The sequence below is a fragment of the Enterobacter cloacae genome (genome assembly GCF_011078175.1).
GTDB lineage: Bacteria > Pseudomonadota > Gammaproteobacteria > Enterobacterales > Enterobacteriaceae > Enterobacter > Enterobacter cloacae_Q.
On record NZ_JAALCJ010000007.1, the window covers coordinates 18905 to 36867 of the forward strand.

A 17963-nucleotide genomic window follows, 5' to 3' on the forward strand; every position below is an offset into this window, starting at 1 on the left:
ATCATGCACAAGACGCTGGACGTTATCACCATCGGCGAGGCCATGGCGATGTTTGTCGCCACCGAAACGGGCGAGCTGAGCGCGGTGGAACACTTTATCAAGCGCGTGGCTGGCGCTGAGCTGAATGTCGCTACCGGCCTTGCGCGGCTGGGGCTGAATGTCGGCTGGGTAAGCCGCGTAGGCAATGACAGCTTTGGTCATTTCGTTCTCGACTCGCTGAAAAAAGAGGGGATTGATGCCGCAGGCGTCACGCTCGACGGACGCTTCCCGACGGGCTTCCAGTTAAAATCTAAAGTTGAAAATGGAACCGATCCCATCGTGGAGTATTTCCGCAAAGGCTCAGCGGCAAGCCATCTCTCCGTGGATGATTATCACGCCGCGTATTTCTCCTCCGCGCGCCACCTGCACCTGAGCGGCGTGGCGGCGGCGCTCTCGGCCAGCTCGTGCGATTTACTGGATCACGCGGCTTCGGCAATGAAAGCGCAGGGCAAAACGATCTCTTTCGATCCTAACCTGCGCCCGGTGCTGTGGAAAAGCGAAGCGGAGATGGCTGAGAAACTCAACCGACTGGCGTTTCAGGCGGACTGGGTTCTGCCTGGCATAAAAGAGGGAATGATCCTTACTGGCGAAAGCACGCCCGAAGGCATTGCTGATTTTTACCTCAACAGAGGGGTAAAAGCCGTGGTGCTGAAAACCGGTGCCGACGGCGCATGGTTCAAAACTGCCGACGGTGAGCAAGGCGCTGTCGCTGCGGTAAAAGTCGACAACGTGGTCGATACCGTGGGCGCGGGTGATGGGTTTGCGGTCGGGGTCATTAGCGCCCTGCTGGAGGGCAAACCGCTGCCGCAGGCCGTGGCGCGAGGCAACAAAATTGGTTCGCTGGCGATTCAGGTGCAGGGCGACAGCGAAGGATTACCAACACGAGCAGAGCTCGGCGTTTAAATTCCTTCTCCCCATGGGAGAGGGCCAGGGTGAGGGCAGCAATCCGCACCAGATAATTAAGCCACCGTGTACCCTACAGACAACGGCGGTAACAACCTCAACAACAGAGGCAAGCCTATGAACAGTTCGACCAATGCAGTAAAACGCTGGTGGTACATCATGCCAATCGTGTTTATCACGTACAGCCTGGCGTACCTGGATCGTGCCAACTTCAGTTTTGCATCCGCCGCCGGGATCAACGATGACCTCGGGATCACCAAAGGAGTCTCATCCCTGCTGGGCGCCCTTTTCTTCCTGGGTTATTTCTTCTTCCAGATCCCCGGCGCGATTTATGCTGAACGCCGCAGCGTGCGAAAACTCATTTTCATCTGCCTGATCTTATGGGGTGCCTGTGCATCGCTCACTGGGGTGGTGAATAACATTCCTGCTCTGGCGGCCATTCGCTTTATTCTCGGTGTGGTTGAAGCCGCAGTCATGCCAGCAATGCTGATTTACATCAGCAACTGGTTCACAAAATCTGAGCGTTCACGTGCTAATACTTTCCTGATACTCGGTAACCCGGTCACCGTGCTGTGGATGTCGGTGGTTTCCGGCTATCTGATCCAGTCCTTCGGCTGGCGCGAGATGTTCATCATCGAAGGGGTCCCCGCAATTATCTGGGCCTTCTGCTGGTGGGTGCTGGTGAAAGATAAGCCAGCCCAGGCAAAATGGCTTTCTGAAGACGAAAAAGCCGCACTCCAGGCGCAGCTGGATAAAGAGCAACAAGGTCTGAAAGCGGTGCGTAACTACGGCGAAGCCTTCCGCTCCCGGAATGTCATCCTGCTGTGCGCACAGTATTTTACCTGGAGTATTGGCGTGTATGGCTTCGTGCTGTGGCTGCCGTCGATTATTCGCAGCGGCGGTGAAAACCTTGGCATGGTGGAGGTAGGCTGGCTGTCATCTGTGCCTTACCTGGCGGCGACCATCGCGATGATTATCGTCTCCTGGGCATCGGACAAGCTGCAAAACCGTAAGCTGTTCGTCTGGCCACTGCTGCTGATCGCTGCTTTTGCCTTCATTGGCTCCTGGGCCGTGGGCGCGAACCACTTCTGGGCTTCCTATACGCTGCTGGTGATTGCGGGTGCGGCGATGTATGCCCCGTATGGTCCGTTCTTTGCCATCATCCCGGAAATGCTGCCGCGTAACGTCGCAGGGGGCGCGATGGCGCTGATTAACAGTATGGGTGCGCTGGGCTCGTTCTTTGGCTCGTGGTTTGTGGGCTATCTAAACGGCGCCACCGGCAGCCCGTCGGCCTCTTACATCTTTATGGGGGTGGCGCTTTTTGCCTCGGTATGGCTTACTCTGATCGTTAAGCCTGCTAATAATCAACAGCTACCCGTCGGCGCACGCCACGCCTGAATCCTTTTAAAATCAACGGAGATTTGCATGAAGCCGTCCGTCATTTTATACAAAGCACTGCCTGATGATTTGCAAAAACGCCTCGAGGAACACTTTACCGTTACCCGGGTGAAGAACCTGAGCCCGGACACCGTGGCACAGCACGCCGACGCGTTTGCCAGCGCCGAGGGCCTGCTGGGTTCAAGCGAAAAGGTGGATGCGGCGCTGCTGGAGAAAATGCCGAGGCTTCGTGCAACCTCGACCGTTTCTGTGGGATACGACAATTTCGACGTGGATGCACTTAACGCGCGCAACATCCTGCTGATGCACACGCCACATGCCCTGACGGAGACCGTCGCCGACACGCTAATGGCGCTGGTGCTCAGCACCGCCCGTCGCGTGGTGGAAGTGGCCGAGCGCGTGAAAGCGGGCGAGTGGACGAAAAGCATTGGCCCGGACTGGTTCGGCGTGGACGTACACGGCAAAACGCTGGGTATCGTAGGTATGGGGCGTATCGGGCTGGCTCTGGCACAGCGCGCGCATTTTGGCTTCAACATGCCGATCCTGTACAACGCACGCCGTCACCATAGTGAAGCTGAAGAACGTTTTAACGCCCGCTATTGTGACCTTGATACGCTATTGCAGGAAGCCGACTTTGTCTGCCTGATCCTGCCGCTGACGGATGAAACGCGTCATCTTATCGGAAAAGCGGCGTTTGAAAAGATGAAGAAATCGGCCATTTTCATCAACGCGGGTCGCGGCCCGGTGGTAGATGAGAAGGCGCTGATTGAGGCACTACAAAACGGTGAGATACACGCCGCCGGTCTGGACGTGTTTGAACAGGAGCCACTGCCAGTGGATTCTCCGCTGCTGACCATGCCGAACGTCGTCGCTCTGCCCCACATCGGCTCTGCGACTCACGAAACACGCTACAACATGGCGGCAACTGCCGTGGATAACCTGATTGCCGCACTCGGCGGTAAAGTGGATAAGAACTGCGTTAACCCACAGATACAACAGTAGAAACGAAAAAACCCGCCAGAAGGCGGGTTTTTGAAATTTGTGCTACTGGGTTGGAAGCTTACAGGCTTACAACGTTACCAGCTGCTGGGCCTTTAGCGCCGCTTTCGATGGTGAAGGAAACTTTCTGACCTTCATCCAGAGATTTGTAGCCATCGTTCTGGATAGCAGAGAAGTGTACGAACACGTCTTTAGAGCCATCGTCAGGAGTGATGAAGCCGAAACCTTTATCAGCGTTGAACCATTTTACCAGACCAGTCATTTTAGCAGACATAGAAATTACCTTATTAACAAATATATTGTGCCTTCCGGCTTGATGGATTGCGTTACAGATTTTTAAGCGATGAAGGAAGGGTCACTACGAAGGGTATCTATGGATAACAATCTGGACTGCTTTACTAAACTGCTTTAGGTCTGTGTAACAAACCGACGAACATAGTTATACCGATGTGGTAGATGAATGACAAGCGTTATTTTCATCAAGCATAAAAAAACCCCGCCGAAGCGGGGGTTTTTCTTATTCCGTAGCAGCGACCGCTGCGCTCCAGGCCTGGCTAAAGGCCTGATGCTGGGATGCGAGCGGCCCGATCAGCGCGTTGTACTGGCTCGCCTGCTGGGAGGTCGGGAACTGGATACCGTTAGAGACAAAGCTCACCTGCGTACCTTGTTCACTAATAAAGTCACCCACCTGAACCAGCTGCTGAGTAAAGACCTGCGCCGCCGGGATCAGCGGTTGCAAGGCGTTTGACGGCTTGGTCACGACTTTCTCATACACCTGGTCATAGACCGGTTTGAGATCCTCGCCCTGCTTCAACGCGGAACGCGACGCATCAGCCTGCATTTTGGCATTTTGCAGCTGCTGGCTCAGTACCCCAAGCGCACCATTTGACTGGCGCAGCGGTTCACGCTGGGTCAGATAATCCTGAGGAACGCGGATGGCATTCACGCTATCCACGACCGGGCGAATACCGGAATCCATCGCCTGGCTTACCTGCTGTGAATAGCCATACAGAATGGCGTAATCCGACACGAATGGACCAAACTGTTTTTTCTGATCCGCAGTCAGCGTTGGTAAACGCTCGCCGCTGCGCATCACTGTATTCTGTAGAAAATCGATAAACGCTTTGCGCTGATCGCCTTCTTTATCGAAACACCCACTCAGGCTAACCACCATCAATAACGCCGCAATAGGCGCAAACCAGCGAGAGCAGGACTTTCCTGTCGCCATTTTATTACTCCTTTCACCCAAAAAAGCGCACATCGGCACACGCGTGCCCAACGCTGACAAGGATAGTCCAGGTCAGCCTTGCAAGATAGAGTTTTCATGCAAAACGGGTATTCCCGTTTTTGTACTGACTATTTACAAAAAAATACCTGTTCATTCCTACATATGACTAATCAGGTAATTAGCATAACTATCCATATAGCTGAAACGGGTAAAGCGATCGTTATCGCACAATTAATCACAGCCGTGACGATCCTATGTTTGGTTTAGGGACTATTCTTAACATGCTCTCTGATGTTCATGATCCCGATGTGTGATTTATGAGGAGTTCTCAATGGAATTAAAAGATCCTGAGTTTGAGCTGCTGAGCAGCCTGGAACAGATTATTTTTAAAGATGTACCGCCGACGATTACCCTGAATCAAAAGTCCAATCCTTTTAGTGAATTTGAGCGTTTACGTAAAGGGTCGGGCCTGAAAACAGATGAATTTGCAAGAGCGATGGGTGTCAGCGTAGCGATGGTGCTGGAGTGGGAGTCAAAACGTGAAAAGCCCACCCCAGCCGAGCTAAAGCTGATGCGCCTGATCCAGGCAAACCCTGATCTTCGCAAGCAGTTAGCCTGATAAAGTTTGTTTGCCCCCGCCCTTGCGGGGGCTTGTGTTTACAGGCTTTCACAGCGCCATCCCGACTCTTCCCATATCAATTCATGCGTCAGCTTTAGCCCTGCCAGAAAGGCTTCATCGTGCGACACCACCAACAGCGCGCCGGGGAAATCGGCTAAAGCCGTTTCAATGGCCTGAACGGAGGCCAGATCAAGATGGTTGGTCGGCTCATCCAGAAGCAACAGCTGCGTTGCCGCTTCACGCCACAATACACAGGCCAACGCGGCCTTCAGCCGCTCCCCACCACTCAGTTCGGCCAGAGGAAGTGTCACTTTCTCCGCGCCCAGCTGAAGCTGCGCTAAACGGGTGCGCAGCGCCCCCTCTTCGAGCGGCGTATTGCCGAGGCTAAGGTGAGTTATCACCGACTGCGACAGATCCAGCCGGGAAAGATGCTGATCGAGATAAGCACACCTGACGGAGACCTTACAGGTTCCCGTGACAGGGGCGGTTTCGCCCAACATCACTTTCAGCAGCGTGGATTTTCCACAGCCGTTCGGCCCGCGTAGCGCCACGCGCATCGGGCCATCCATTCGCCAGTTTATCGGGGAGACAGGCACGTGCGGAAGCACCAGTTCTTCCAGCACCAGCACCTGTTTTCCTTCCGGGATTTCACTGCCCGGCAGGGTAAACATCACCGCGTTATCCTCTTCAACCCGCTCGCGTGCCTGGTTAACCGCAGCGTTCAGAGCATGATTTTGATCGCTATGCTGTTTTTTCCAGGAACCAATACGTTCTTTCGCCGCCCCTTTGTATTTGACCCGTTCAAACGAGGCGATGTTAAGGCTGTCGACCGTGCGAAGCGTTTTGGCTGAACGCCGCAGGCTGTCGTCATGCTCTTTATGCATACGGGCACGGGTACGCTTGCGCTCGGTGGCAGCATGCTCCAGCGCGGCGCGGGCAGCCAGTTGCTCAGCCTCACGCTGGGTTCGATAGTCAGCATAATTCCCACCGTAGCTGCGCAAGCCCAACGCGCTCAGTTCAAGGATACGCGGTACCTGGGCCAGCAACTCACGGTCGTGAGAGGCCACCAGCACCCCGCCCTGATACCGGGAAAGCTGCTCGTAGAACCACATGCGGCCTTGCCTGTCGAGGTGGTTGGTCGGTTCGTCCAGCAGCAGGTAATCAGCATCTGCGGTGAATGCGCCGCACAGCAAGGCACGAATGCGCTCGCCGCCGCTCAGCTCTGCCGCGGGTTTATTCGGGTCAAAAGGTGGAAGCGAGGCCGCGATAAACGCCTGGCTCAGCCGTTCAGCCAGATCCCAGTGGCCGTCGAGCGTGTCGAGATCGTCGGGTTCATAATGACCGCTGTCGATGCGCGTGCGCGCTGCAAAAATCGCGTCGTAGCCAAGCAGTACGGCAAGAGTCGTATCCGCAGAAATATCCTGCTGCTGCGCCACGTAGACGTGTGTTCCAAAGCGCTCAATGTGACCGCTGGCGGGTTCATCAACCCCTGCCAGCAGCCGCAGCAGGCGTGTTTTACCGCTGCCGTTGCGGCCAACCAGCGCGCACACTGACGCATCCAGGGAGAGATTTAGTGGACCGAAAAGGTTATCGCCCGTCGCAAACTGACAGGTGACCTGATGCAAAATAAAAGAGGGGGACTGCGCAAAATGAGCCATAAGCACTCCTGAATGAAATCAAAACATCCCCTGCCGACGCGGTGCGTTGAGCAAGGATCGAAATTCATCAGTCGTGTTTGTTCATTTTTGGGGGGTGCTCCTGAGGGCGAAAGTTAACGGGAACAAGGATAACGGCAGTGCACCGCCCATTTCAAGGTTAAATTTTCACCAGCGCTCGTGCCAGAGCGAAAAAAACCCGCCGAAGCGGGTCTCTCAATCAGATAAACGCAAACGCATCGCCAAACAGACGATCTTCCCGCGCGTCACGCTCGTTGCAGAACAGGTCGCGAGCAATTTTCGCCATTTCAAAGCGTCCAGCGATGTAGATATCGTGCCCGGCCAGCGTCCCGTGATCCTGCAATACCGCGGTCAGCACCGTACCGCTGCGCCCGCGCCAGCCCTCTTCCGGCTGCTCGACAACCGGCTCAATGCGCAGGTTTGGATGATTTACGCTCAGCGCTTCCAGCTCAGAAAGATCGTAAAGGTGCTTCTCTTCACGGCCACCCCAGTAGATGGTGATATCGCGATTTGGGTTGCGCGCCAGCGCGGTCAGCAAAATAGAGCGGACATAAGAGAAGCCCGTGCCACCGGCAATCAGGATCAGCGGACGGTCTTCGTCTTCACGCAGCCAGGCTTCGCCATGAGGAATATCGACCACGATTTCACGCTCTTTCAGGATGCGGTCCATCACGGCCATCGCGTACAGGTTAAGCTCAGACGCACCAATATGCAGCTCAATAAATTCCTGCTCTGCTGGCGTTGAGGCCATAGAGAAAGGACGCTTATCACGCTCGTCCATCACGACCATCAGGTACTGACCGGCACGGAATGAGAATGCCGCTTCAGGAACCAAACGGACGCGATATACGGTGTCGGTAATAGCATCTACCGACGTCACTTTACAGCTTAAGGTTGTCATTCGCTCTCTCTGTCGGGAAGTCTATAGGGCTAAACGGTCTTATTCTGCCTTACCGTTATTCATTATGGCCAGCTCGTCCCAGATCGCGTCAATTCGCGCGGTCACGGCAGGATCTTTTTCGATCGGGCGACCCCATTCGCGGTCGGTTTCGCCAGGCCATTTGTTCGTGGCATCCAGTCCCATTTTTGAGCCAAGGCCGGAAACCGGCGAGGCAAAGTCCAGATAATCAATCGGCGTGTTTTCCACTAACACCGTATCACGCGCCGGATCCATACGCGTGGTGATGGCCCAGATGACGTCATTCCAGTCGCGGGCATTGACGTCATCATCGCAGACAATTACAAACTTGGTATACATAAACTGGCGCAGGAAAGACCATACGCCCATCATCACGCGTTTAGCGTGACCGGCATACTGCTTCTTAATGGTCACCACCGCCAGGCGATACGAACACCCTTCCGGCGGCAGATAAAAATCAACAATTTCCGGGAACTGCTTTTGCAGGATCGGCACAAACACTTCGTTAAGCGCCACGCCCAGCACCGCCGGTTCATCCGGTGGACGACCGGTGTAGGTGGAGTGATAAATGGCATCTTCACGCTGGGTAATGTGCGTGACGGTGAACACCGGGAAGTTGTCCACTTCGTTGTAATAACCGGTGTGGTCGCCGTACGGCCCTTCGGGTGCCAGCTCGCCCTGTTCAATATAACCTTCCAGCACGATCTCGGCACTGGCCGGTACTTCCAGGTCATTGGAGATGCACTTCACCACTTCGGTTTTGGTACCGCGCAGCAGCCCTGCAAACGCATATTCAGACAGCGTATCCGGAACGGGCGTCACCGCGCCCAGAATCGTTGCCGGATCGGCACCCAGCGCGACGGATACCGGGAAGCGTTCGCCCGGATGGGCCGCGCACCACTCCTGGAAATCCAGCGCGCCGCCGCGGTGGGACAACCAGCGCATTATGAGCTTGTTCTTGCCAATCAGCTGCTGACGATAAATGCCGAGGTTTTGACGCTCTTTATGCGGCCCACGCGTCACGGTGAGGCCCCAGGTGATCAGCGGTGCGGCATCTTCAGGCCAGCACTGCATGATCGGAATTTTGGTCAGATCAACCGCATCGCCTTCCAGCACTTTTTGCTGGCACGGCGCTCCGCGCAGGCGTTTGGTGGGCATATTCAACACCTGTTTAAACTGCGGCAGCTTGTCGAACAGGTCGCGGAACCCTTTTGGCGGCTCCGGCTCTTTCAGAAAGGCCAGCAGTTTGCCCACTTCACGCAGCGCCGTGACGTCTTCCTGCCCCATGCCCATCGCCACGCGGCGAGGTGTGCCAAACAGGTTGCACAGCACCGGCATGGCGTAGCCTTTTGGGTTTTCAAACAGCAACGCCGGGCCGCCCGCGCGCAGGGTGCGGTCAGCGATTTCTGTCATTTCCAGATACGGATCAACAGGAAGCGTAATGCGTTTGAGTTCGCCCTGCTTTTCCAGCAGCGCCAGGAAGTCGCGTAGATCGTGGTATTTCATGCAGTTAATCATGGCCTCTCTGTAAGCGCTTCATTATACGGCGTAAGACCGCGTGATGCTGTAATTTTGTTAAATTAGCGTGAACTTCCACGACTTACTCTCTTTTTCGCCATTATAATCACCTTAGCGATCCCGCCAGGGTTTTGGTATGCTTGCGCCCCGAACATTGGGAAGAGTGATTATGCAGGCCTGGTATTTACTGTATTGCAAACGCGGGCAACTTCAGCGCGCGCAGGAACATCTTGAACGTCAGTCTGTTAACTGCCTGACACCCGTGATCACGCTTGAAAAAATGCAGCGTGGAAGACGCACGACCGTCTGTGAGCCTCTGTTCCCGAATTACCTGTTCGTCGAGTTCGACCCCGAAGTGATCCACACCACAACGATCAGCGCCACGCGCGGCGTCAGCCATTTTGTGCGTTTTGGCGCCCACCCGGCAAGAGTACCGTCATCGGTTATCCATCAGCTTTCTGTTTATCAGCAGCCTGAAGATATTACCGATCCGGAAACCCCTTATGCTGGCGACAGCGTGGTGATCACCGAAGGAGCCTTTGAAGGGTTACAGGCCATCTTCTCTGAGCCGGACGGTGAAGCGCGCTCCATGCTGCTGCTCAACTTGTTGAATAAAGAGGTGTTGCAGAGCGTTAAAAACACCGATTTCCGCAAAGTTTAGAACTGCACGCCGAACAGACGACGCACGTTATCATCGGTTTGCGCTGCCAGCCACTGCGCATCTTCTCCGCGCCAGTGCGCCACGCGTTCAGCAATATGCCCCAGATAGGCCGGTTCATTACGTCGTGATGGCGGTTTGGGCTGCATATCCCGGGGCAACAGATACGGCGCATCCGTTTCCAGCAGCAAACGATCGGCCGGGATAACAGGTAACAGCTCACGCAGCTCCAGCCCACGACGCTCATCGCAGACCCAGCCCGTGATACCCAAATACAGCCCGCGGTTCAGGCAATCCAGCGCTTCCTGACGGGAGCCCGTAAAGCAGTGCAACACCGCGCCCGGCAGTTTCTCCAGCCAGGGTTCCAGTAGCGCCATAAAACGTTCATGCGCATCGCGACAGTGCATAAACACCGGCATCTCCAGCTCTGCTGCCAGCGCGAGCTGGGCGGTAAACGCCTTTTCCTGCTCTTCAGGCGTCGAGAAGTTCCGGTTGAAATCAAGTCCGCATTCGCCAATGGCAACCACTTCTGGCGTTTGTGCCAGACGATGAAGCGCCTCAACGCTTTCATGCGTCCACTGGCTGCTGTCATGAGGATGCACGCCTGCGGTGGACCAGCAGTGTGGATAGCGTTGTGCCAGCTGCTGTGCCTGCGCGCTTTCGTGCAGATTCGTTCCCGTCAGTAACAGCCCGCTCACGCCGGCCGTAAAGGCGCGCGCCACCACCTCATCGCGGTCTTGCGCAAACTGGGCGCTGGTCAGGTTAAGCCCGATATCAAACATACGTATCCCCATATGACAACCGCCCTGACGGGCGGTTGGTTTTATTCTTTAGTGGTCTCTTCAGACGGCTCGTCTTCTTCGTCCCGGGTACGCCCCTTTCCCACGTAGAAACGAGCAAAGAATACGCCGACTTCAAACAGGCAGTACATGGGTATCGCCAGTAAGGTTTGCGAGAAGACGTCCGGTGGCGTTAACAGCATACCCACGACAAATGCCCCCACCAGGATATAGGGGCGCTTCTTACGCAGATCGTCAGGCGTGGTCACGCCGACCCAGCAGAGCAGGACAATCGCTACGGGCACCTCAAAGGCGACACCAAAGGCCATGAACAGCGCCATGACAAAGCTGAGGTAGCTGGCGATATCCGTCGATACCTGTACCCCTTCTGGCGCGGTATGCGTCAGGAAGCCAAAGGCCAGCGGGAAGACAACGAAATAGGCAAACGCCATGCCGATATAAAACAGCAACGAACTGGACACCAGCAGAGGAATAACCAGCTTGCGTTCATGCTTGTACAGGGCGGGCGCCACAAATGCCCAGACCTGATACAAAATGACCGGCGCAGAGGCAATCAACGACACCCAGAAGGTCAGCTTAATAGGTGTAAAGAATGGCGAGGCAACGTCCGTCGCAATCATCGTCGCGCCCAGCGGCATCTGTTTAATCAGCGGCGCAGAAACCACCTGATAGATATCGTTGGCAAAATAGACCAGACATAAAAAAATGAGGAAAACCGCAATGATGCAGTTTAACAGGCGCTTACGCAGCTCAATGAGGTGTGTAATGAGCGGTTGAGTATCATCTACTGCCATGTTTACGCTTTATCACTCGACGAGGGGGATGATTCGGAAACGGGCGCGGCGGGTTTTACCTCAGCCGTTTTGACCACGGGCTCTTCCGGCGACAGTTGCTTTTTCACTTCGGGCTCCTGCGGCGTTTGCTCTGGCGAAGCAGCCTGATGCTCTGCGCTGGAAGGCGTCACACCTTCACGCTGCTCTTCGCTGCCTTTTACCACCGGATTATGGATGGTGTTTGCTTCATCGCTCGCTTTCTCAGGATCGTTAATGCTGTAAGAGCGCTTCATGGATTCAGCCGCTTCGCGCAGCTCGTCCATTGAGGCCTTCAGTTCCGGCGTCAGGTTGTCCATGCTCGCCTTTTCAACCTTTTTCAGGCTGTCCTGAAATTCCTGAAGCTTCAGCTCCTGCGCCAGCTCGTTCTGCACGGTCGTTGCCAGCGAGCGAAGCGCTCGCACCCAGCCCACGACGGTTTTCACCGCAACGGGTAAACGCTGCGGCCCCAACACAATCAGACCAATCACAAAGACCAGCAGTAACTCACCAAAACCAATGTCGAACACGAATTACACCTGCTCTTTATCGTGACGTTTAGCCTCTTCCTTTTTGGCTTCGTCCTGCTTATCGGCGATAGATTTAGCGGTAAAATCAGCATCCTGACTGGTTTTTTCCTGCTTATTCTCATCATCGCTCATGGCTTTCTTGAAGCCTTTGATTGACGCGCCCAGGTCGGAACCAATCGATCCGAGTTTTTTCGTGCCAAACAGCAGCACAACGATGACGGCAATGATCACTAACTGCCAGATACTGATACCACCCATGCGTGTTCCCCAGTGATAGATGATTAATTAGTCAGATCGCATTATACGTATGCAATCCCTCGATAGCGACGCTAATTCAGCGCGTTTTTCGCCAGCCAGCAAGCCAGACAACCACACCGGCAGCCATAATCCAGGCTGGCATCATTTCCCAGTCCGGACGATTGATCAACAGCAACGTGCCGCTTATCAGCAGCGTCGCGCCAATTCCGAAGAGATAGCGGGACTGCCCCTGACGCACGCGACTGGATTGAAGCTCGTGCGCGATTTTATCCATGCTGTGCTGAAGGTTCTTGCTCTGACGCAAACTGTCGTAAACCAGTTCAGGAATTTCAGGCATTTTTTCAATCCAGAACGGGCCTTTCTCTTTAAGCGAGCGAATCAGCGCAGGAATACCGACCTGATCCTTAATCCAGGATTCGAGGAACGGTTTCGCCGTTTTCCACAAGTCTAACTGAGGATAGAGCTGGCGGCCTACGCCCTCAACGTAAAGTAATGTTTTCTGGAGTAAAACTAACTGTGGCTGCACTTCCATATTGAAACGGCGTGCGGTGTTGAACAGGTTGAGCAGAACATGTCCGAACGAGATCTCCGAGAGCGGCTTTTCAAAAATCGGCTCACAGACGGTGCGGATCGCAAATTCAAACTCTTCCACGTTGGTATCTGGTGGAACCCAGCCTGAATCCACGTGCAGCTCGGCCACCTTACGGTAGTCGCGGTTGAAGAACGCGATAAAGTTCTCGGCGAGATAACGTTTATCTTCTTTATTCAGCGAACCGACAATTCCGCAGTCGATGCCGATGTATTTCGGATCTTCCGGGTGCTCATAGCTGACGAAAATATTGCCAGGGTGCATATCCGCATGGAAGAAGCTGTCGCGGAAAACCTGTGTGAAGAAGACCTGCACGCCGCGCTCGGCCAGCAGCTTCATGTTGGTGCCCTGTTTTTCCAGCGCCACCACGTCCGAAACCGGAATACCATAGATACGTTCCATCACCATCATGTTCTGACTGCAATAGTCAGAATAGACTTCAGGAACATATAGCATCGGGCTGTCTTCAAAGTTCCGACGCAGCTGAATGGCGTTCGCCGATTCGCGCAACAGGTTAAGTTCGTCAATCAGCGTTTTTTCATACTCCCGCACCACTTCCAGCGGACGCAGACGGCGGCCATCCGGCAACAGGCGCGGCACCCAGCGAGCCAGACGATAGATCAGCTTCATGTCGGCTCTGATAACAGGCAAGATATCCGGGCGAATCACTTTAATGACCACCTCTTTGCCATTCTCTTTCAGGCGCGCGGTGTGAACCTGCGCAATAGAGGCAGAGGCCAGAGGCTGAATGTCGAAATCATCAAACCAGGTCTCGATGGGGATATTGCCCATCGCTTCTTCGATTTGTTTTTTTGCTCTCTCGCCATCAAACGGAGCGACGCGATCCTGCAACAGCGCGAGCTGATCGGCAATCTGCGGCGGGAAAAGATCGCGACGTGTTGAGAGCATCTGCCCAAACTTGATCCAGACCGGGCCCAGCTCCTGCAACGCAAGACGCAGGCGTGCACCCAGCTCCTGATCCTTATGGCGATTCGGCATCCAGAATAGCGTGCGCCGCCAAAGCCGAAGCGGCAGGGTGATACGCATTCTGGGAATAAGCTCGTCGAGCCCGTAGCTCAAAAAGGTGCGAACGATAAAATAGAGGCGCCGAATTTCACCTGGCGTCATTTGCCCTCCAGTTTTTCCAGCCGTTTGGTTAACGCATCAACTGCGCGCTCAACTGCCGCGGTCTCTTCTGCAAACCAGGCGGCTTCTAAAGGCCCCGGCGCCATACGCCACTCTTCGGTCAGCACCTCGGCAGCATAGCGCTGTTGACGGAGCAGACCTTTACGCAGGAAAGCGGAACCCGTGCGCAGCGTTTTGCTTATCCCTTCAGCCGCGATGTCGCCGATAAACGGCGCCAGCAGTTCCGCCGGGTCAAATTCAGCCTGATCGCTGAGTGCAACGAAATTCTGGACCACCTGAATATCGCCTTCGACCTCCAGTTCACCGCTGCGAATAAGCGCCGTCATCTGCTGACGGTCACGCAGTTTTGGCAAAACGCTCATATGCGTAATTACCGAGCAGTCCGCCTCGCCTTCCCACTCCCCCAGAACGTCAAGCTGGCGTTCGCTGAAAACCAGCACAAGCGGCGTCGAGAACTCTTTTAAAACGATGCGCAGTACCTTTCCGTTAAGCCGCTGACGTGCGGTTTTCAACGCCGGAGCGCGATACAGAAAGGCATTCAGTACATTCTCGATGCCTGCGGTGACTAAGGGTTTAATGGGCACGGGAAACCTCCACTCAGAACTTGTAACCACGATGCAGCGCGACGACACCCGCCGTCATATTGAAGTATTCCACGTTCTCAAACTCCGCATCCTGCATCATCGCTTTCAACGTGTCCTGATCCGGGTGCATACGGATGGATTCCGCCAGATAACGGTAACTTTCTGCATCGTTCGCTACCAGCTCGCCAATGCGCGGCAGGACGTGGAAGGAATAAGCATCGTAAGCTTTACTCAGCGGGTCGATAATCGGTTTAGAAAACTCGAGCACCAGCAGACGTCCGCCCGGCTTCAGCACGCGGTACATAGAGCGCAACGCTTTATCTTTATCGGTCACGTTACGCAGACCGAAAGAGATGGTAATGCAGTCGAACGTATTGTCCGGGAACGGCAGCGCTTCGGCGTTCGCCTGAACATATTCAACATTTCCTACTACGCCGATATTACGCAGTTTTTCGCGTCCCATTTTCAGCATGGAGTCGTTAATATCCGCCAGCACCACACGTCCGTTTTCGCCAACCAGACGGGAGAATTTTGCGGTAAGATCGCCTGTTCCTCCGGCTAAATCCAGCACCGTTTGTCCACGGCGCACACCGCTGCAATCAATGGTGAAGCGTTTCCACAAGCGATGAATGCCGAATGACATTAAATCATTCATCACATCGTACTTCGCCGCCACGGAATGAAATACGTGGGCCACCATGTCAGCTTTCTGCGCTTTGGCGACAGTCTGAAAGCCAAAGTGCGTTGTGTCTTGTGAATCGTCAACCATCTCAGAGCCTGCTAATCAGTCAAATGTTCGAGAAGTGTAACAGATTGGGCGCATTTGCCCTACGTTTCAACTACCGTGAAAGAAATGCGCCGGCTGGGCGTCGGGCGTTAAATTCGCTGCTAAATCGTTGTCTTCATTGCGGGTCTTTTGTTCAGCGTCGCCTTCGCGAAGACGAAACTCTTCATCCTGAGCGGTAGCCTGCTCCACCAGTTCCGGATTAATCTCGCGTTTCACTTCCACCCCCAGGCTGCGAAACGCCTCCGCCTGCGCCAGCAAATTACCGCGCCCGGAGGAGAGTTTTTTCATCGCCTGGCGGTAGTTATCCTGCGCGCGATCCAGGCTTTGCCCCACCGAGGACATATCGTCCACGAACAGCCGCATTTTGTCGTACAGCTTGCTGGCGCGATCGGCAATTTGCTGCGCGTTACGGCTTTGGTGCTCATAGCGCCATAGGTTGGCAATGGTCCGTAACGCCACCAGCAGCGTGGTGGGACTGACCAGCATAATGTTATTTTTCAACGCTTCGGTGATCAGTTCGGGTTGTCTGTCGAGCGCCAGCAGGAAGGCAGGCTCGACCGGAATGAACATCAGCACATAATCCAGCGATCGCAGCCCCGGCAGTTGCTGATAATCTTTTCTGCCCAACAGACGGATATGGTTACGCACGGAGGCGATGTGCTCCTGCAACGCGGTTTCGCGGGTGTAGTCATCGTCTGCGTTGAAGTAGCGCTCATAGGCCACCAGCGTCATTTTGGCGTCGATGACCACATCTTTGCCCTGCGGCAGACGAACAATGACATCCGGCTGCATTCGCGAGCGCGCATCGCTCTCAATGCTGACCTGCGTTTCGTATTCGTATCCTTCGCGCAGACCAGAAGCCTCCAGCACGCGCGTCATGACCACTTCGCCCCAGTTTCCCTGCGCTTTGTTATCACCTTTCAGTGCGCGCGTCAGGTTAACCGCCTCCTGCGCCATCTGGGCATTCAGCTGCTGGAGGTTACGAATTTCATGCGCCAGCGTGTGGCGCTCGCGGGCCTCCTGACCAAAGCTGTCCTGTACCTGACGGCGAAAACCATCGAGCTGTTCGCGCAACGGCGTCAGCAGGCTGTTCAGGCTCTGGCGGTTCTGTTCGTCAACGCGGCGGTTGCTGTGCTCAAAAATGCGATTGGCGAGATTCTCAAACTGCTCGCTAAGGCGCTGCTCGCTGTTGATCATCTGGCGGATTTTGTCTTCCGCATGCAGTTGGGTGGATTCAAGGCGGGTGGTTACTTCACGGAGATCGGCCTCGAGCGAGGTATTGATATCACGCAGGTTGCGCAGCTCGTTATTAAGCAGTTCGCACTCGTCGCGCCAGTGGTCATTCAGCGCAAGCTGTTGTTTCGTCGCGCTGAGTTCGGCAACGATCTCTTCGCGCTCTGCCAGCTGTTCGGCTTTCTGCTGGGCATGCTGGTAGCTGGAAATCAGCCAGCCAATCGCAACGCCCGCCAGCGCAATCACCGAATAAATCAGGATTGAGATATCCACAATGCCCCCTGCATCAACGTATTACCCGCACAAAATAGAATTGTGCTGTATAAACGTCCAGTTTGAAAGGGTTTTCCTGCGAAGCGCTACGCAAAAAATAAAGGCCGAACGCGTCGGCCTTTAATTTGGGAAGGGAGAATTAGATCAGACGACGAGCCGCTTCCACCACGATTTTCACCGCATGGCTTTCGGTCTGCTTCATGGTTTCGGCGTTCGGGATCTCCTGCTGGGTACGGTTGACGATAACGCCCGCCACCATACCGGCACGCAGCCCCTGGCTTGCGCACATGGTCAGCAGCGTTGCAGATTCCATTTCGTAGTTCATGACGCCCATGGACTGCCACTCTTCCATTGAACCTTTGAAGCGGCTCACTACGCGGCCGGAGAAGGTGTCGTAACGCTCCTGCCCTGGGTAGAAGGTGTCAGAGGAAGCGGTTACGCCCACGTGGGTAGTTGCGCCCACGGATTTCGCGGCCTCAACCAGCGCGGTGGTGCATTCGAAGTCGGCTACCGCCGGGAACTCCATCGGTGCAAAGTGCAGGCTTGCCCCGTCCAGACGCACGGATGCGGTGGTAACCAGTACGTCACCCACATTGATGTGCGGCTGAATGGCGCCCGTGGTGCCGATACGCAGGAAAGTACGAATGCCCAGCTGCGCCAGCTCTTCAACGGCGATTGAGGTAGACGGACCACCGATACCGGTAGAGCACACAATCACCGCCTTGCCATCCAGCTCTGCGCGCCAGGTGGTAAATTCACGATGGGCCGCCAGCTTGACCGGCTTATCCATCAGCGCGGCGATCTTTTCCACACGCTCCGGATCGCCAGGGACGATAGCGAGCGTAGCCCCTTGTAAATCGTTTTTAGTGAGGCCGAGATGAAAAACATCAGACTTAGACATAGGTGACTCCTCTGTGGGTCGGTTAGTCAGAAGAAGTAAAACGGTACTTTACAGAAGCGGTAAGCATAATTTCGTGACATACCTCACCATGAATGA

General features: G+C 54.9%; 19 protein-coding genes. 5 read left to right on the forward strand and 14 right to left on the reverse strand.

The window, feature by feature from the left end; genetic code table 11:
* The first annotated feature begins 3 nt into the window (after positions 1-3).
* The 3 genes from G6Q29_RS15625 (at position 4) to ghrB (ending at position 3342) form a co-directional block, all read left to right on the forward strand.
* Entirely contained in the window at positions 4-942 is a 939-nt protein-coding gene (locus G6Q29_RS15625; protein WP_165466337.1) for a sugar kinase, read from the forward strand.
* 117 nt (positions 943-1059) lie between these two features.
* On the forward strand, positions 1060-2340 hold the full coding sequence (locus G6Q29_RS15630) for an MFS transporter (RefSeq protein WP_165466338.1): 1281 nt from the start codon (positions 1060-1062) through the stop codon (positions 2338-2340).
* Between the two features lie 27 nt (positions 2341-2367).
* Complete coding sequence (gene ghrB / locus G6Q29_RS15635; protein WP_165466339.1) at positions 2368-3342, forward strand: glyoxylate/hydroxypyruvate reductase GhrB; 975 nt, start codon at positions 2368-2370, stop codon at positions 3340-3342.
* Positions 3343-3400: 58 nt separating this feature from the next.
* Here ghrB and cspE read toward each other — a convergent pair whose 3' ends face one another.
* Both cspE and G6Q29_RS15645 read right to left on the reverse strand, forming a co-directional pair.
* Entirely contained in the window at positions 3401-3613 is a 213-nt protein-coding gene (gene cspE, locus G6Q29_RS15640; protein ID WP_003860775.1) for a transcription antiterminator/RNA stability regulator CspE, read from the reverse strand.
* Positions 3614-3856: 243 nt separating this feature from the next.
* On the reverse strand, positions 3857-4567 hold the full coding sequence (locus G6Q29_RS15645) for a DUF3053 domain-containing protein (RefSeq protein ID WP_006812337.1): 711 nt from the start codon (positions 4565-4567) through the stop codon (positions 3857-3859).
* Between the two features lie 331 nt (positions 4568-4898).
* Here G6Q29_RS15645 and G6Q29_RS15650 point away from each other — a divergent pair, with 331 nt between their 5' ends.
* Positions 4899-5186 carry an HTH-type transcriptional regulator gene (locus tag G6Q29_RS15650; RefSeq protein WP_063452196.1) on the forward strand — a complete coding sequence of 96 codons (288 nt, stop codon included), beginning with the start codon at positions 4899-4901 and terminating at the stop codon, positions 5184-5186.
* A 38-nt stretch (positions 5187-5224) separates the two neighbouring features.
* On the opposite strand, the gene G6Q29_RS15655 is transcribed toward G6Q29_RS15650, so the two are convergent.
* From G6Q29_RS15655 to ubiD, 3 genes are all read right to left on the reverse strand, one after another.
* Positions 5225-6844: an ABC-F family ATP-binding cassette domain-containing protein gene (locus tag G6Q29_RS15655; RefSeq protein WP_165466340.1), complete on the reverse strand. Its 1620-nt coding sequence runs from the start codon at positions 6842-6844 to the stop codon at positions 5225-5227.
* 217 nt (positions 6845-7061) lie between these two features.
* Positions 7062-7763, reverse strand: a complete 702-nt coding sequence (gene fre / locus G6Q29_RS15660) for an NAD(P)H-flavin reductase (protein WP_006812340.1) — start codon at positions 7761-7763, stop codon at positions 7062-7064.
* Positions 7764-7802: 39 nt separating this feature from the next.
* Positions 7803-9296, reverse strand: a complete 1494-nt coding sequence (gene ubiD, locus G6Q29_RS15665; protein WP_165466497.1) for a 4-hydroxy-3-polyprenylbenzoate decarboxylase — start codon at positions 9294-9296, stop codon at positions 7803-7805.
* Between the two features lie 172 nt (positions 9297-9468).
* Between ubiD and rfaH the strand changes: the two genes are divergently transcribed.
* Complete coding sequence (rfaH, locus tag G6Q29_RS15670; RefSeq protein WP_165466498.1) at positions 9469-9960, forward strand: transcription/translation regulatory transformer protein RfaH; 492 nt, start codon at positions 9469-9471, stop codon at positions 9958-9960.
* On the opposite strand, the gene tatD is transcribed toward rfaH, so the two are convergent.
* The 9 genes from tatD to udp form a co-directional block, all read right to left on the reverse strand.
* On the reverse strand, positions 9957-10739 hold the full coding sequence (gene tatD, locus G6Q29_RS15675; protein ID WP_165466341.1) for a 3'-5' ssDNA/RNA exonuclease TatD: 783 nt from the start codon (positions 10737-10739) through the stop codon (positions 9957-9959). The two genes, rfaH and tatD, sit on opposite strands and share 4 nt — an antisense overlap.
* 41 nt (positions 10740-10780) lie before the next feature.
* Positions 10781-11551 (reverse strand): Sec-independent protein translocase subunit TatC, encoded by a 771-nt coding sequence (gene tatC / locus G6Q29_RS15680; RefSeq protein WP_015569997.1) that lies wholly within the window; start codon positions 11549-11551, stop codon positions 10781-10783.
* A gap of 2 nt (positions 11552-11553) precedes the next feature.
* On the reverse strand, positions 11554-12096 hold the full coding sequence (gene tatB / locus G6Q29_RS15685; RefSeq protein WP_165466342.1) for a Sec-independent protein translocase protein TatB: 543 nt from the start codon (positions 12094-12096) through the stop codon (positions 11554-11556).
* A gap of 3 nt (positions 12097-12099) precedes the next feature.
* Positions 12100-12354, reverse strand: coding sequence for a Sec-independent protein translocase subunit TatA (tatA, locus tag G6Q29_RS15690; protein ID WP_003860787.1), 255 nt, complete (start codon positions 12352-12354; stop codon positions 12100-12102).
* A 76-nt stretch (positions 12355-12430) separates the two neighbouring features.
* Positions 12431-14071: a ubiquinone biosynthesis regulatory protein kinase UbiB gene (ubiB, locus tag G6Q29_RS15695; RefSeq protein WP_165466343.1), complete on the reverse strand. Its 1641-nt coding sequence runs from the start codon at positions 14069-14071 to the stop codon at positions 12431-12433.
* Positions 14068-14673 carry a ubiquinone biosynthesis protein UbiJ gene (ubiJ, locus tag G6Q29_RS15700; RefSeq protein WP_165466344.1) on the reverse strand — a complete coding sequence of 202 codons (606 nt, stop codon included), beginning with the start codon at positions 14671-14673 and terminating at the stop codon, positions 14068-14070. The genes ubiB and ubiJ overlap by 4 nt, the downstream gene beginning before the upstream one ends.
* A 13-nt stretch (positions 14674-14686) precedes the next feature.
* Positions 14687-15442, reverse strand: a complete 756-nt coding sequence (gene ubiE / locus G6Q29_RS15705; protein ID WP_032668843.1) for a bifunctional demethylmenaquinone methyltransferase/2-methoxy-6-polyprenyl-1,4-benzoquinol methylase UbiE — start codon at positions 15440-15442, stop codon at positions 14687-14689.
* Positions 15443-15508: 66 nt separating this feature from the next.
* Complete coding sequence (gene rmuC / locus G6Q29_RS15710) at positions 15509-16966, reverse strand: DNA recombination protein RmuC (RefSeq protein ID WP_165466345.1); 1458 nt, start codon at positions 16964-16966, stop codon at positions 15509-15511.
* Positions 16967-17105: 139 nt separating this feature from the next.
* On the reverse strand, positions 17106-17867 hold the full coding sequence (gene udp / locus G6Q29_RS15715; RefSeq protein ID WP_003860792.1) for a uridine phosphorylase: 762 nt from the start codon (positions 17865-17867) through the stop codon (positions 17106-17108).
* Between the last annotated feature and the right edge of the window lie 96 nt (positions 17868-17963).